General features: G+C 65.9%; 16 protein-coding genes. 15 read left to right on the forward strand and 1 reads right to left on the reverse strand.

Going from position 1 to position 14,276, the window contains the following annotated elements:
• Positions 1-38 precede the first annotated feature (38 nt).
• The 4 genes from recA (at position 39) to KV106_RS08375 (ending at position 2,865) form a co-directional block, all read left to right on the forward strand.
• Entirely contained in the window at positions 39-1,100 is a 1,062-nt protein-coding gene (gene recA / locus KV106_RS08360) for a recombinase RecA (RefSeq protein ID WP_057593705.1), read from the forward strand.
• A 67-nt stretch (positions 1,101-1,167) separates the two neighbouring features.
• Positions 1,168-1,623 (forward strand): recombination regulator RecX, encoded by a 456-nt coding sequence (gene recX, locus KV106_RS08365; protein WP_057593704.1) that lies wholly within the window; start codon positions 1,168-1,170, stop codon positions 1,621-1,623.
• Complete coding sequence (locus tag KV106_RS08370) at positions 1,610-2,038, forward strand: SRPBCC family protein (protein WP_261208903.1); 429 nt, start codon at positions 1,610-1,612, stop codon at positions 2,036-2,038. Before recX ends, KV106_RS08370 begins: the two co-directional genes overlap by 14 nt.
• A gap of 74 nt (positions 2,039-2,112) precedes the next feature.
• On the forward strand, positions 2,113-2,865 hold the full coding sequence (locus tag KV106_RS08375) for a hypothetical protein (protein WP_261208904.1): 753 nt from the start codon (positions 2,113-2,115) through the stop codon (positions 2,863-2,865).
• 50 nt (positions 2,866-2,915) lie between these two features.
• Here KV106_RS08375 and argC read toward each other — a convergent pair whose 3' ends face one another.
• A complete protein-coding gene (gene argC / locus KV106_RS08380; RefSeq protein WP_057593701.1) occupies positions 2,916-3,839 on the reverse strand; it encodes an N-acetyl-gamma-glutamyl-phosphate reductase in 924 nt (307 codons plus the stop codon).
• A gap of 208 nt (positions 3,840-4,047) precedes the next feature.
• Between argC and sucC the strand changes: the two genes are divergently transcribed.
• From sucC to pilV, 11 genes are all read left to right on the forward strand, one after another.
• Complete coding sequence (sucC, locus tag KV106_RS08385; RefSeq protein WP_057593700.1) at positions 4,048-5,214, forward strand: ADP-forming succinate--CoA ligase subunit beta; 1,167 nt, start codon at positions 4,048-4,050, stop codon at positions 5,212-5,214.
• A gap of 11 nt (positions 5,215-5,225) precedes the next feature.
• On the forward strand, positions 5,226-6,119 hold the full coding sequence (gene sucD, locus KV106_RS08390; RefSeq protein ID WP_057593699.1) for a succinate--CoA ligase subunit alpha: 894 nt from the start codon (positions 5,226-5,228) through the stop codon (positions 6,117-6,119).
• A gap of 117 nt (positions 6,120-6,236) precedes the next feature.
• Positions 6,237-6,926 carry a TerC family protein gene (locus KV106_RS08395; protein ID WP_261208908.1) on the forward strand — a complete coding sequence of 230 codons (690 nt, stop codon included), beginning with the start codon at positions 6,237-6,239 and terminating at the stop codon, positions 6,924-6,926.
• A 46-nt stretch (positions 6,927-6,972) separates the two neighbouring features.
• Positions 6,973-7,776 (forward strand): Stp1/IreP family PP2C-type Ser/Thr phosphatase, encoded by an 804-nt coding sequence (locus KV106_RS08400; RefSeq protein WP_261208909.1) that lies wholly within the window; start codon positions 6,973-6,975, stop codon positions 7,774-7,776.
• A 75-nt stretch (positions 7,777-7,851) separates the two neighbouring features.
• Positions 7,852-8,502, forward strand: coding sequence for an FHA domain-containing protein (locus KV106_RS08405; RefSeq protein WP_057593696.1), 651 nt, complete (start codon positions 7,852-7,854; stop codon positions 8,500-8,502).
• 57 nt (positions 8,503-8,559) lie between these two features.
• Positions 8,560-10,821 carry a CHASE2 domain-containing protein gene (locus KV106_RS08410; protein WP_261208912.1) on the forward strand — a complete coding sequence of 754 codons (2,262 nt, stop codon included), beginning with the start codon at positions 8,560-8,562 and terminating at the stop codon, positions 10,819-10,821.
• A 26-nt stretch (positions 10,822-10,847) separates the two neighbouring features.
• The gene (locus KV106_RS08415) at positions 10,848-11,651 is read left to right on the forward strand and encodes a 3',5'-cyclic-nucleotide phosphodiesterase (RefSeq protein WP_057593694.1); all 804 of its coding nucleotides are present in this window, start codon (positions 10,848-10,850) and stop codon (positions 11,649-11,651) included.
• Positions 11,652-11,875: 224 nt separating this feature from the next.
• On the forward strand, positions 11,876-12,352 hold the full coding sequence (locus KV106_RS08420) for a pilin (protein ID WP_261208918.1): 477 nt from the start codon (positions 11,876-11,878) through the stop codon (positions 12,350-12,352).
• Between the two features lie 52 nt (positions 12,353-12,404).
• Positions 12,405-12,863, forward strand: coding sequence for a pilin (locus KV106_RS40005; RefSeq protein WP_314733634.1), 459 nt, complete (start codon positions 12,405-12,407; stop codon positions 12,861-12,863).
• A gap of 309 nt (positions 12,864-13,172) precedes the next feature.
• Positions 13,173-13,685: a GspH/FimT family pseudopilin gene (locus tag KV106_RS08430; RefSeq protein ID WP_261208919.1), complete on the forward strand. Its 513-nt coding sequence runs from the start codon at positions 13,173-13,175 to the stop codon at positions 13,683-13,685.
• Between the two features lie 27 nt (positions 13,686-13,712).
• Positions 13,713-14,249, forward strand: a complete 537-nt coding sequence (gene pilV / locus KV106_RS08435; protein WP_261208921.1) for a type IV pilus modification protein PilV — start codon at positions 13,713-13,715, stop codon at positions 14,247-14,249.
• The last annotated feature ends 27 nt before the right edge of the window (positions 14,250-14,276 follow it).

The raw sequence follows: 14,276 nt of genomic DNA on the forward strand, positions 1-14,276 counted from the left end.
GCAATACACAACCCGTTGATCTTCAAGGAGTTTTTCACATGGACGCAGTCGTCAAGGGCTCGAGCATCGCAGGCGCCAACAGCGAAAAGGCCAAGGCCCTCCAGGCCGCGCTGGCCCAGATCGAGAAGCAGTTCGGCAAGGGCACGATCATGCGGCTCGGCGAAGGCGAGGCGCTCGAGGACATCCAGGTGGTCTCCACCGGCTCGCTGGGCCTCGACATCGCCCTGGGCGTCGGCGGCCTGCCGCGCGGCCGGGTGGTCGAGATCTACGGTCCTGAATCCTCGGGCAAGACCACGCTCACGCTGCAGGTCATCGCCGCCATGCAGAAGCAGGCCGGCACCTGCGCCTTCGTCGACGCCGAGCACGCGCTCGACGTGCAGTACGCCCAGAAGCTCGGCGTGAACCTGTCCGACCTGCTGATCAGCCAACCCGACACCGGCGAGCAGGCGCTCGAGATCGTCGACTCGCTGGTGCGCTCGGGCGCCGTCGACCTGATCGTGGTCGACTCGGTCGCCGCGCTCACGCCCAAGGCCGAAATCGAAGGCGAGATGGGCGACTCGCTGCCCGGCCTGCAGGCCCGCCTGATGAGCCAGGCGCTGCGCAAGCTCACGGCCACGATCAAGAAGACCAACTGCATGGTCATCTTCATCAACCAGATCCGCATGAAGATCGGCGTGATGTTCGGTTCGCCCGAAACCACCACCGGCGGCAACGCGCTGAAGTTCTACGCCTCGGTGCGCCTGGACATCCGCCGCATCGGCACCATCAAGAAGGGCGACGAGGCCATCGGCAACGAAACCAAGGTCAAGGTGGTGAAGAACAAGGTCTCGCCGCCGTTCAAGACGGCCGAGTTCGACATCCTGTTCGGCGAGGGCATCAGCCGCGAGGGCGAGATCATCGACATGGGCGTGACCGCCAAGATCATCGACAAGTCGGGCGCCTGGTACGCCTACAACGGCGAGAAGATCGGCCAGGGCCGCGACAACGCGCGCGAGTTCCTGCGCGAGAACCCCGAGCTGTCGCGCGAGATCGAGAACAAGGTGCGCGAGTCGCTGGGCATCCCGCTGCTGGCGGCGGACGCGGCCGGCGCGGCCGAATAACCGGCCGATGCCTGCGAGCGGGGCGCCTGCGGCCGCCCCGCTTTCCTTTTCCGCCCCTGCATTTCCGATGGCATTCGATGCTCCTTCCCTGAAAGGCCGCGCGCTGCGTCTGCTGAGCCAGCGCGAGCATTCCCGTGGCGAGCTCGAGCGCAAGCTGGCGCGCTACGAGGAAGAGCCGGGCACGCTCAAGGCCGCGCTCGACGAGCTCGCGGCCAAGGACTTCATCAGCGAGGAGCGCGTGGTCGCCTCGGTGCTGCACCAGCGCGCGGGCCGGCTCGGCGCGGCGCGCGTGCGGCAGGAACTGCAGGCCAAGGGCATCGGCGCCGAGGCCATCTCGCAGGCGGTGGCCGGGCTGCAGGGCAGCGAGCTCGAACGCGCGGCCGCGCTCTGGCGCCGCCGCTTCGACGCCCCGCCCGCCGATCCCAAGGAGCGCGCGCGGCAGGCCCGCTTCCTGATGGCGCGGGGCTTTTCGGCCGCGGTGGCGGCCAAGGTGCTGAGGAGCGACATCGATGAACTCGAATGAACTCTCGCGCGTGATCACGCAGCGCGTGGCCTGCGATTGGCGCGCGGCCTATGCGCTGGCGGCCGATCCCGCGCGCCTGCCCGAATGGGCCAGCGGCCTGGCCGACGGCGCGCTGGCGCGCGAGGGCGAGGGCGAGGGCGAGCGTTGGGTCGCGACCACGCCCGGCGGTCGCGCGGTGCTGCGCTTCGCGCCGGCCAACGAATTCGGCGTGCTCGACCACTGGGTGGCGCCCGAGGGCGTGCCCGAGGTCTACGTGCCGTTTCGTGTCGTCGGCGTGGCGCCCGGCGCCTGCGAGCTGCAGTTCACGCTGCTGCGCCAGCCGCACATGGACGACGCCGCCTTCGCGCACGACGCCGAATGGATCGCGCGCGACCTGCGCGCGCTGCGGGCGCTGCTCGAGGCGCCGGCCCGCTGAGCGGCCGGGCGGCCGGGGCCGCGCCAGACCGCTGGCATGATCCGCGGCTTCGAACAACGAGGAGGAGCCGCGCCATGTCATCGAACCCCGCCAACCCATCCGAGCCTCCCTCGTTGATACGCACCGGCGCCCGCGCCGGCGCGGCCTTCGTCGCTTCGGTCGCGAAGGGCATCTTCTTCGGCGCGCTGCTCGGCGGCGGCGCCTTCTTCTACTACCTGGGCCAGCTGAGCGGGCCCGGCTATCCCGGCGCACGCGCGGGCGGCGTCGGCGCGGCGCTCGCGCTGCTGACCTCGCCGCCGCTGCTGGTGGCCGTGCTGCTGGCGCTCTTCATGGGCGTGTACGTGATCCTCGGCGTGTCGCAAGGCCGCACGCGCGCGATGCAGCACCTGGTGGCCGCGCGCGGCGAAGCGGTGGCGCAGCGCCTGGGCGATGCCATCGCCGGGCGCATCGAATCGATGCCGCGCACCCACGGGGCACTGCGGCGCGCGAGCGACTGGCTCTCGGTCGATGCGCTGAGCGCGCAGCTCGCGCCGGTGCTCGGCGACGGCAAGGCGGTGCGGGCGGTGATCGCCTTCGTGCTCGACCGGCTGCCGCTCAACGAGATGCTGGCCGAGTGGCAGCAGGACCGCGCCGCGCAGGGCGAGCCGCCGTTGCCCGTGGCGCCGCGCGGCGCGGCGCCCGCGCAGGATCCGGCCTTGCGCGCGCTGATCGCGCGACGCATCCACGAGACGCTGCAGGAGATGTCGACGCCCTCGCGCATGCCGTTCTGGATCGTGCTCGCGCTGCATGCGGCGCTGTTCGGCACGGGGCTCTGGCTGGTGGGCTGAAAACGAAAAAGGCGCCGGGGCCGGCGCCTTTTGAGCGGGGAAGCCGCGCCTCAGAGCGACAGCATCAGCTTGAGGTTCTGTACCGCGGCGCCGCTCGCGCCCTTGCCGAGGTTGTCGAGGCGCGCGATCACCACGGCATGGCGGTGGTCCTCGTTCGGGAACACGCGGATCTCGAGCTGGTTGGTGTCGTTGAGCGCCAAAGCGTCGAGCTTGCCGTCCTCGGTGGGCGGCAGCACCTTCACGAACTGCTCGGGCGTGTTGCTCTTCGCATAGTGCGCGGCCAGCGCCTCGTGCAGGTCGCCGGCCTTCGGCTTGCCGGGCAGCAGGTCGAGATGCAGCGGCAACTGCACCAGCATGCCTTGCTTGAAATTGCCGACCGAGGGGATGAACACCGGGCGCTGCGTGAGGCCGGTGTATTTCATGATCTCGGGGATGTGCTTGTGCTTGAGGCCCAGCGCGTAGGTCTCGAACAGCGGCGCCTCGCCCTTCTCGTAGGCCTCGATCATGGTCCGGCCGCCGCCCGAGTAGCCGCTGACCGAGGGCAGCGCGATCGGGAAGTCGGCCGGCAGCAGGCCCGCATCGACCAGCGGACGCACCATGGCGATCGCGCCGGTGGCGTAGCAGCCGGGGTTGCCCACGCGGTCGGCCCGGGCCACGGCCTGCCAGTGTCCTTCGACCAGTTCGGGGAAGCCGAACACCCAGCCCGGCGCCACGCGGTGCGCGGTCGAGGCATCGATGATCTTGGGCTTGCTGCCCGACAGCTGGTCGATCAGCGCGACCGATTCGCGCGCCGCGTCGTCGTGCAGGCACAGCACGACGAGGTCGACGCCGGCCATGAGTTCACGCTTGGCGTTCACGTCCTTGCGCAGCTCGGGCGCGATGCTCACGAGCTCGATCTGCGGCATGTTCTGCAGCCGCTCGCGAATCTGGAGGCCGGTGGTGCCGGCTTCGCCGTCGATAAAGACCTTGGCCATGGTGGGGTTGCCTGATAGAGAGGGGCCTAGAAGAAAGTACGTATTGACCGCACACGCCCGTCAGTATTGATGCGGCGCACCATGATACAGTCCGCGATTGTCCGCCGCCCCCAGCCGTCAGGCTGCCGTCGCCTGTGGACAACAGAGCCAACACCAGCCTGCCTCGATCTCCCGTTTTTCAACCTCTTCCTTCCGAGAGACATCCCTCATGAAGATTCACGAGTACCAAGGCAAGGAAATCCTTGCCAAGTTCGGCGTGCCGGTGCCGCGCGGCATTCCGGCCTACACGGTCCAGGAGGCGGTCGAAGCCGCCCAGAAGCTGGGCGGCCCGGTCTGGGTGGTCAAGGCCCAGATCCACGCGGGTGGCCGCGGCAAGGGCGGCGGCGTGAAGGTCGCCAAGACCATCGAGGACGTGAAGAAGCTGGCCGGCGAGATCCTCGGCATGCAGCTCAAGACGCACCAGACCGGCCCCGAAGGCCAGAAGGTCCGCCGCCTCTACATCGAAGACGGCGCCGACATCCAGAAGGAATACTACGTTTCGGCCGTGACCGACCGCGCCACCCAGAAGGTGGCCTTCATCGCCTCGAGCGAAGGCGGCATGGACATCGAGGAAGTGGCCCACTCCTCGCCCGAGAAGATCATCACCGTGTTCGCAGACCCGCAAAAGGGCCTGACCGACGAACAGGCCAAGCAGATCGCCGACGGCATCGGCATGCCGGCCGATTCGACCGCGCAAACGGTCGACATCCTCAAGAAGCTCTACACCTGCTACATGGAGACGGATGCCTCGCTGGTCGAGATCAACCCGCTCAACCGTGACAGCAAGGGCAACGTCATGGCGCTGGACGCGAAGTTCAACTTCGACAGCAACGCGCTGTTCCGCCACCCCGAGATCGTCGCGCTGCGCGACCTCGACGAGGAAGATCCGGCCGAAGTCGAAGCCTCGAAGTTCGATCTCGCCTACATCTCGCTCGACGGCAACATCGGCTGCCTGGTGAACGGCGCCGGCCTCGCGATGGCCACGATGGACACCATCAAGCTGTTCGGCGGCGAGCCGGCCAACTTCCTCGACGTGGGCGGCGGCGCCACCCCCGAGAAGGTCACCGAGGCCTTCAAGATCATGCTGAAGAACAAGAACGTGGAAGCCATCCTCGTCAACATCTTCGGCGGCATCATGAAGTGCGACACCATCGCCACCGGCGTGATCGCGGCCTGCAAGGCCGTGAACCTGCAAGTGCCGCTGGTCGTTCGCATGAAGGGCACCAACGAAGCCGAAGGCAAGAAGCTGCTGGCCGATTCGGGCCTGCCGATCATCAGCGCCGACACCATGGCGGAAGCGGCCCAGAAGGTCGTGGCAGCAGTCAAGAAGGCCTAAGGAACAGAGTCATGTCGATCTACATCAACAAAGACACCAAAGTCATCACCCAAGGCATCACCGGCAAGACGGGCCAGTTCCACACCGAGAAGTGCCAGGAATACGCGAACGGCAAGAACGCCTTCGTGGCCGGTGTGAACCCCAAGAAGGCCGGCGAGTCGATCTTCAACATCCCGATCTTCGGTTCGGTGAAGGAAGCCGCCACGCAGACCGGCGCCACCGTGTCGGTGATCTACGTGCCGCCGGCAGGCGCGGCGGCCGCGATCTGGGAGGCCGTCGAGGCCGACCTGGACATGGCCATCTGCATCACCGAAGGCATTCCGGTTCGCGACATGCTCGAAGTGCGCAACAAGATGAAGGCCAAGGAAGCCGCCGGCGGCAAGAAGACGCTGCTGCTCGGCCCGAACTGCCCCGGCCTGATCACGCCCGACGAGATCAAGATCGGCATCATGCCCGGCCACATCCATCGCAAGGGCCGCATCGGCGTCGTGAGCCGCTCGGGCACGCTGACCTATGAAGCCGTGGCGCAACTGACCGAGATCGGCCTGGGCCAATCGTCGGCGGTCGGCATCGGCGGCGACCCGATCAACGGCCTCAAGCACATCGACGTGATGAAGGCCTTCAACGAAGACCCCGACACCGACGCCGTGATCATGATCGGCGAAATCGGCGGTCCCGACGAAGCCGACGCCGCCCGCTGGTGCAAGGACAACATGAAGAAGCCGGTCGTCGGCTTCATCGCCGGCGTGACGGCGCCTCCCGGCAAGCGCATGGGCCATGCCGGCGCGCTGATCTCGGGCGGTGCCGACACGGCCGAGGCCAAGCTCTCCATCATGGAAGAGTGCGGCTTCACCGTGACGCGCAACTTCTCGGAACTGGCCAAGCTGCTCAAGGGCAAGCTGTAAGCCTAGGCGTTCGCGCCCGGCAAGGTCCGCAAAGAGACCTCACGCGCAAGAAAGAACAAGACGCCCGCAATCCGATTGCGGGCGTTTTTTTCACAAAAACAAAGCGGGATCAGAGACATGGAACTTCTTCAAAGCACGGACTTCTGGATCGGCCTGATCAAGATCGTCTGGATCAACATCATCCTGTCGGGCGACAACGCCGTGGTGATCGCCATGGCGGCGCGTTCGCTGCCGCCCGAGCAGCAGAAAAAGGCGGTGCTGTTCGGCTCCGGCGCGGCCGTCGTGCTGCGCATCGTGCTGACGGTGGTGGCGGCCAAGCTGCTGGCGCTGCCTTACCTGCAGATCATCGGTGGCCTGCTGCTGCTGTGGATCGGCCTGCAGCTGCTCGGCGAGGACGACGAGGGCGAAGGCGACTCCAAGGAGTACGGCAGCATGATGGCGGCCGTGCGCACCATCCTGCTGGCCGACCTCGTGATGAGCCTGGACAACGTGATCGCCGTGGCGGCCGCCGCGCAGGGCAGCATGGTGCTGCTGGTGCTGGGCTTGGCGATCAGCATTCCGCTGGTGATCTTCGGCAGCACGCTGATGATCAAGCTGATGGAGCGCTTCCCCATCATCGTGATGCTGGGTGCCGCGCTGATCGGCTGGGTCGGCGGAGAGACCATCGTGAGCGACGTGTCGCTGCGCGAGGTGCTGGCGGCCAACCCCTGGCTGCACTACGCCGCTGCCGCGGCCGGCGCGCTGTTCGTGGTGGCGGTGGGCAAGCTGCTCCAGCGGCGCGCTCACGCGGCCGCGGCGCAGCACTGACGGCGGAAGCCACCACCGGGCAGCCGCTTCGCCGACACTTGCGACCATGGTAGGTGTCGGCACTTCCCTCTTCTCGACCCGTCCCCCGCTCTCGTGGGAGTTCGCGGCGCTGACCGACGTCGGCCGCGTGCGCGCCCACAACGAGGACGCGGTCCATGTCGATCCCGTGCTCGGGCTGGCGGTGCTGGCCGACGGCATGGGCGGCTACAAGGGCGGCGAGGTCGCCAGCGCGATGGCGGTGTCGCTGGTGCACGCGAACTTCCGGCGCTGGTACGTGCAGGCCGGTCCGCAGGCACCGGCCCGCGTCGTGCGGCGCGCGCTGCAGGCCGCGACCGACGAGGCCAATGCCGCCATCCTCGACGGCAGCCTGACCAATCCCCACCTGCAGGGCATGGGGACCACGCTGGTCCTGGCGGCCTTCGGGCCGCACCGCGTGATGGTGGGCCACATCGGCGACTCGCGCTGCTACCGGCTGCGCAACGACAAGCTCGAGCAGCTCACGCGCGACCATTCGCTGCGCCAGCAGCAGCTCGACGCGGGCGCCATCACGGCCGAGGAAGCGCTGTCCTCGCCCAACCGCAACCTCGTGACCCGCGCCGTCGGCGTCGAGGCCCAAGTCTTGCTGGAAATGCATGAACACACGGCCAGGCCCGACGATCTCTATATGCTGTGCTCGGACGGGCTCAGCGAAATGGTCCCGGACGCCCAGCTTTTCACGCTTCTGACGAGACAAGACGGTGGTATTGAGTCCAAGGTATCACTTTTGGCAAACATCGCCAACGAAAATGGCGGACGGGATAACATTTCTGTCATCCTGGCCCGGGCCAGCCTGCCTCGCACGGCAGCCTGACGAAATCGGCGGGGTGGCAAGTCCATCCGCCATGTCGTTTCGGGTCTCGCGACAATTGCAATCAGGGAGTCGGCAGTGCCGAGAATGAGTATCTCGATCGATGGTGTCGTCATCCGGGAAGTGACGCTCGCGAAGGACCGTACCACCCTCGGGCGGCGCGCCTACAACGACATCGTGGTCGACAATCTCGCGGTGAGCGGCGAGCATGCCGTCCTGACCTTGCGCGGTGGCGATGTCCAGATCGAAGACCTCAACAGCACCAACGGCACCTACGTCAACGCAGTGGCGGTGCAGAAGCGCACGCTCAAGGACAACGACGTCATCGAGGTCGGCGGCTGCCGCATCCACTACCGCGCGCGCAGCGTCGCGCCCGCGGCCGGCGTGCCGGTCCACGTCGCTGTCGCCAGCGAATCTTCCGCACCCATTCCCCTGTCGGCCGCGCCCACCGAATCGGGGGCGCTGGTCGAGCTCGGCGTGCCGGTGCTGCGCGTGCTGGCCGGCGAGAACGCCGGGCGCGACCTGCCGCTGCAGAAGGTCGTCACCACCGTCGGCAAGCCCGGCGTCGCGGTGGCGGTCGTCACGCGCCGGCGCCAGGGCTACGTGGCCGCGAGCGTCATGGGCGCCGTCCTGCTCAACGGCGAGCCGCTGGGCGCCGAGGCCGTGGCGCTGCACGAGAACGACCTGCTCGAACTCGGCACCCTGCGCCTGCAGTTCCAGCGGGTCTGAGCCGCGGGGCTTCCGTCGGCGAACCGGCTTCGATTCCCGTCCCGGTTCCGGTCGATCATGAGTGCACTGCGGCGCCATTGGGCGCGCATCGCCGTCACCCTGCTGCCCGTGCTGCTGGCGCTGGCGCACGCCACCGGGCTCTGGCATGCCGGCATGCTCGAGCGCCTCGACCACCTGATCTACGACGTGCGCCTGCGCGCCACCATGCCGGGCACCTTCGATCCGCGCATCGTGATCGTCGACGTCGACGACGCGAGCCTCGCGCGCCAGGGGCAATGGCCGTGGCCGCGCGACAAGGTGGCGCGGCTCGCGAGTGAGTTGCTGTCGCACCAGCAGGCCAGGGTCGTCGGTTTCGACGTCATGTTCGTCGAGCCCGACCGCAGCTCGAGCGTGGACCGCCTGCGCGAGCTGGCGAGCGGTCCGCTGCGCGGCATCCCCGGCTTCGCCGCCGAAGTCGAGAAGCTCGCGCCTTTGCTCGACAACGATGCCGTGCTGGCGCGCACGCTCGCGGGCCAGCCCGTGGCGCTCGGCTACTACTTCACGCAGGCCGAGACGCCGCGCGCCCGCGGCGCCTTGCCCGCCACGCCGCTGTGGCCCGCCGGTGCCCTGCCCGCGAAGGAGGGCTATACCACGCACTGGAACGGCTTCGGCGCCAGCCTGCCGGTGCTCGCGCAGGCCGCGCCCCGCGGGGGTTTCCTCAACACCCTGGTCGGCGAGAGCGACGACGGCGTGATCCGCAGCGTGCCGCTGATCGCGCGCTACGACGGCGACCGCGCCCAGCCCGGCTACTACGAGTCGCTCGCGCTGGCCGTCTACCGGCTCGCCAACGGTTCGCCGCCGGTGCTGCCCGCGCTGGTGCCCGGCAGTCCGGTCGCGCAGCTCGAGTCGCTGCGCATCGGCGAACTGCGCGTGCCGGTCGACCGCAATGCCAGCGTGCAGGTGCCGTTCCGCGGCCCGGGCGGCAGCCGCGGCGGCTCGTTCCGCTACGTGGCGGCCGCCGACGTGCTCGAGGGCCGGCTCGCGCCCGAGGAGCTCAAGGACAAGATCGTGCTCGTCGGCGCCACCGCGCCCGGCCTGCAGGACCTGCGCGCCACGCCCGCGGCCCCGTCCTTCGCCGGCGTCGAGGTGCATGCCAACATCGTCTCGGCGCTGCTCGACGACCGCCTGCTCGCCGTGCCCGACTACGCGCCCGGCTACGAAGTATTGAGCGTGTTCGTCGCCGGCGTCGTGCTGGCCATTGGCCTGTCGCTGCTGCCCGCGCTGCGCGCCGTGGCCTTCATGCTCGCCGTGGCCGCGGCGCTGGTCGGACTCAACACCTGGCTCTACGTCGCGCATGGCCTGGTGCTGCCGCTGGCCTCGGCGCTCGCGATGGTTGCGCTCGCCTTCCTGCTCAACATGAGCTGGGGCTACCTGGTCGAATCGCGCGCGCGCCGCGGCCTGGTGCAGCTCTTCGGCACCTACGTGCCGCCGCAGCTCGTCGACGAGATGCTGGAGCGCCCGGGCCGCTACAGCATGCGTGCCGAGAGCAAGACCATGACCGTCATGTTCTGCGACATGCGCGACTTCACGCGCTTCTCGGAGCAGATGTCGCCGGCCGAACTGCAGGCCTTCCTCAACACCGTGTTCAGCCGCCTCACCGACGTCATCACCGCGCACCGCGGCACCGTCGACAAGTACATGGGCGATTGCGTCATGGCCTTCTGGGGCGCCCCGCTCGAGACGCCCGAGCACGCCAGCCTCGCCGTGAATGCCGCGCTCGACATGGCCGAGGCGGTGCACGACATCAACCGCATCCACCGCGCCACCGGCCGGCCCGAGATCAGCATCGGCATCGGCATCAACAGCGGCGTCATGAGCGTGGGCGACATGGGTTCGGCCGCGCGGCGCAGCTACACCGTGGTCGGCGACGCGGTCAATCTGGCCTCGCGCCTCGAGGGGCTCAGCGGCCACTACGGCGTCGAGATCGTCGCCAGCGGCGCCACGCGGGAGCTCGCGCCGGCCTATGTCTGGCAGGAGCTCGACAGCGTCTTCGTCAAGGGCCGGGCCCAGGCCGTCGCCGTGTTCACGCCGCTGGCCGTCGCCTGGGACGAGGCGGCCGTCATCGCCGTGCGCGAGGCGCACCGGCTCGAGCGCTGGGCCGAGGTACTGGCCGCCTACCGGCGCCAGGACTGGGCCTTGGGCCGAAACTTGCTGGACCCCCTCCTCGTGGCCGATGCCAAAAAAGTCCTTTACCAGCTCTACGCGCAGAGATTAGCCTCGATGGCCTTGCGCCCGCACGACCCGTCGTGGGACGGTGCAACCCGGTTCGAAACCAAATGACAGACACAGACAAGGGGTCTCTCACAATGCAGGTTCGTGTGCTGGGTTGCTCGGGCGCTATCGCCAAAGACTGCCGCACCACCTCTTTCCTGGTCGACACCGACCTGCTCGTCGATGCCGGCACCGGCGTCGGCGACCTCACCCTCGACGAAATGGCCGGCGTCGACGACATGGTGCTCACGCACTGCCACCTCGATCACATCGCCGCCCTCCCCCTGATGCTCGACGCCGTCGGCGGCCGCCGCACCCGGCCGCTGCGCGTGCATGCGCTGCGCGCCACCATCGAGGCGCTGCGCGCCCACGTCTTCAACAACATCATCTGGCCCGACTTCGAGAGCATCCCGAGTCCCGAGACCCCCTTCGTCACCTTCCACGACATCGCCGTCGGCCAGACGCTGCTGCTCGGCAGCGCCACGCCCAAGCGCATCGAGGTGCTGCCGGCCGTGCACACCGTGCCCGCCTGCGGCTTCGCCGTGAGCCGTGCCGATGGCGGCGCCCATTGGGTCTTCAGCGGCGATACCGAGCGCAACGCGCCGTTCTGGGACCGGGTCAATGCCCTTGAGGTCGCGATGCTCGTCATCGAGACGGCCTTCAGCAACCGGGAGCAGGCGCTGGCGGAGCGCAGCCTGCATCTGTCGCCGACTATGCTGGCCGACGAACTGGCCCACATCGATCCGGGCAAGGACTATCCGATCTACATCACGCACACCAAGCCGGCCGAGACCGAGGAGATCATGAGCCAGATCGAAACCTTGGCGGGGCGGAAGGTGCGGGGATTGGCGCAGCGGGACATCCGCTGGCTGAAGGCGGATGGGATCCTGACCTTCTGAGTTCGGACGTTGCGCGACGCGGGTGACATGACAAATTTGTCGCCATGTGTCGCATCTTGATACACCTTCTGTCACATGCAGTAACGCGAATGTGGTCTGGGGTGACGCGTTAGGTCGCCGATGGGGCGGGAAATCGGGTGGCACGGATGCTGCGGAAGCTTCCTCGCTCCGGGGGGAGGACTCCCGGGAGTGACAACCAACCCAACCAACCTGGAGTTAGTGAAATGAACCGTCGTTCCATCGCACGCAAAGCGCAGAAGGGTTTCACCCTTATTGAATTGATGATCGTTGTGGCGATCATTGGCATCTTGGCTGCAATTGCTATTCCTCAGTATTCGAACTACACCTCGCGTACGCGTTCCGCGGCGCTGGTGGCAGAACTCGCTGCTTACAAAACAGCTGTTTCCGTTTGCTATAACGATACCCTTACCTTGACGGGTTGCAGCGCTGGTACAAATGGAATTCCGCCTGCAATTGCTGCTGGTGGCGCGGGTGCAACTAAGAATCTCTTGACTGTCGGTGTAACCGATGGCGTTATTTCGGGTACTGGCGGCGGTACGACTGCTGCGGGTGCGGCAATGGGCTTCACTGATACGCCCACCATCACTGCTGGTGCATCAGCAATGACATGGTCTATGGGCACGTCGACTATTTGCGATGCCACTCGCGGTCTGAAGCCTGGCCAGGGCGATTGCCCCTAATCTTTTCTTCATCAGAAAGCCGCCTTCGGGCGGCTTTTTCAATGAAGTCATCGTGAATCGCTACTTTCAAGTCATATGTCGCGGATTCACCTTGGTCGAGTTAATTGTGGTGATCGCTGTTATTGGGATTCTCACTTCCATAGCGGCGGCTCAGTATTCCAACTACGTATCAAGGACTCGGGCAAGTTCGGCTGCCATCGAATTGAAAAAAATGAAACAGGCGGTGAGTCTATGTGCCATGGAGACCGATATTTCAAATTGTGATGGTGGTAGCTTTGGCATTCCCTTGGCTGCTAGCTTTGCTACGACCAAAAATGTGCTGTCGCTCGATAGCATCGTTGGAGGAGTCATCACTGCGACCATTGGGGCAACGGATTCGGCTGGAGCGCCGTTAACAGTCATTTTGACTGGCAGTATAAACCCAGTAGGTGCGAATATCCTTTGGGTTAATAGTGGAACCAGTTGCGAATCTCCTCGTGGATTTCGTTCTGGAACTGGCGACTGTTCGTGAGTGGTGCAAATTAAATGATTGATTTTCGCCGAAATGTAATTTACTAGGGCAAAAAGAGATGAGAGAACTCTGAGGGGGAAATTCGAGAAATGGCCCGAGAGCAATTTTGAGCATCTGAGGAGAGCGCTCGCTAGCTCGAAGAACTGTCATGGAAGGGGAGCTACGGTTCGGATCCAGATGAACCTGCGAGTAGACGACGTTCATTCCGAACGCTTTCGGACGAACGGCTACTTAAAGGTGCGTGAATGGTGTCGTTAGGAGGAGGACAAACGTTACCATCGGAAACATTCATCACTTACGCGAACCACTGTGGACCAATGGTTTCTCGCTCGCCCTACGAGCGCACGTATTTCCCCAAAAAGAGCCTATCAAGGCTTTTCCCTGATCGAAGCCATTGTTGTTGTGGCTTTGGTAGCCATTCTCGCTTCGTTGGCCGCCCCCATGTTCACTGGCGCAATCGCCAATCAGCGCGTGAGATCTGCTGCCCAGGAACTGCAGACGTTGCTCCAGTTTGCCAGAGCTGAGGCAGTCTACAAACGCAAACAGATCACTGTCGTGCCTAGCGCTAGTCAGAAGTGGCAGGCGAGAGACAGCATCGCCGTTCTTCGGGAGGTCGCTTTGCCCGAAGTTGTCAGCGTCGAGCCTGTCTCTGACAACGGGGTAGTGTTCTCTGTTGAAGGCCAAGCCAAGCCCGTCTCGGGTACCGCCCCCTACAAGATTTCGATCTCTGCCACCAATGCCTCACGCATGCAGTGTCTTAGCGTGATCGGCACCGGCTTGGTTCGGCTGGAGAGCATTGCAAGCGGGCAAACCTGCTCTTGAAGTCTCCAGGCTTTCTCGGATTTGCCCATGCGTACCCATCAGCTTCAATCGTCTTCGTTCCAACAGTCCGGCCTAAGCCTTATCGAGGTCCTGGTCGCCGTCCTGCTGGTCAGCATCGGCCTGCTCGGTGCCGCTGGCATGCATGTGCGCGCCATTGGTTTTACCGCCGACACCGAACGACGACAGATGGCGGCCATGGTCGCTTCCGAGCTGATGGAGACCATGCGCGGCGACACGCTCACGGTGCTGGACGTCACCGGAACGCCGAAGGCGGATCTCGGCGGTTACCTGAAAGCGGGAGGGACCGAGTTGGCGGTCGTCACAGCGGCGGACTGCAAGCCGCTGGCGGCGGAACCCGCCAAACGGTTGGGCTGCTGGGGTGCGCGCGCCAAGCAACTCATGCCCGAGTTGCCGAATGCCCTCATTACAAGCAATTTCATTGTCGGCTTGACCTCGGGCACTGGCGTGATCTCGGTCACCGTGGCCTGGCCGGCCAAGAAGGGTCAATGTCTGGATGGAACCGACAATGAGTTTTGCTCCTACACGCTGCGGTCGAGGCTCTGAGGCCATGGCACGCACATGTCCGCAGAC

Source organism: Variovorax endophyticus (genome assembly GCF_025376855.1).
Classification (GTDB): Bacteria; Pseudomonadota; Gammaproteobacteria; order Burkholderiales; family Burkholderiaceae_C; genus Variovorax.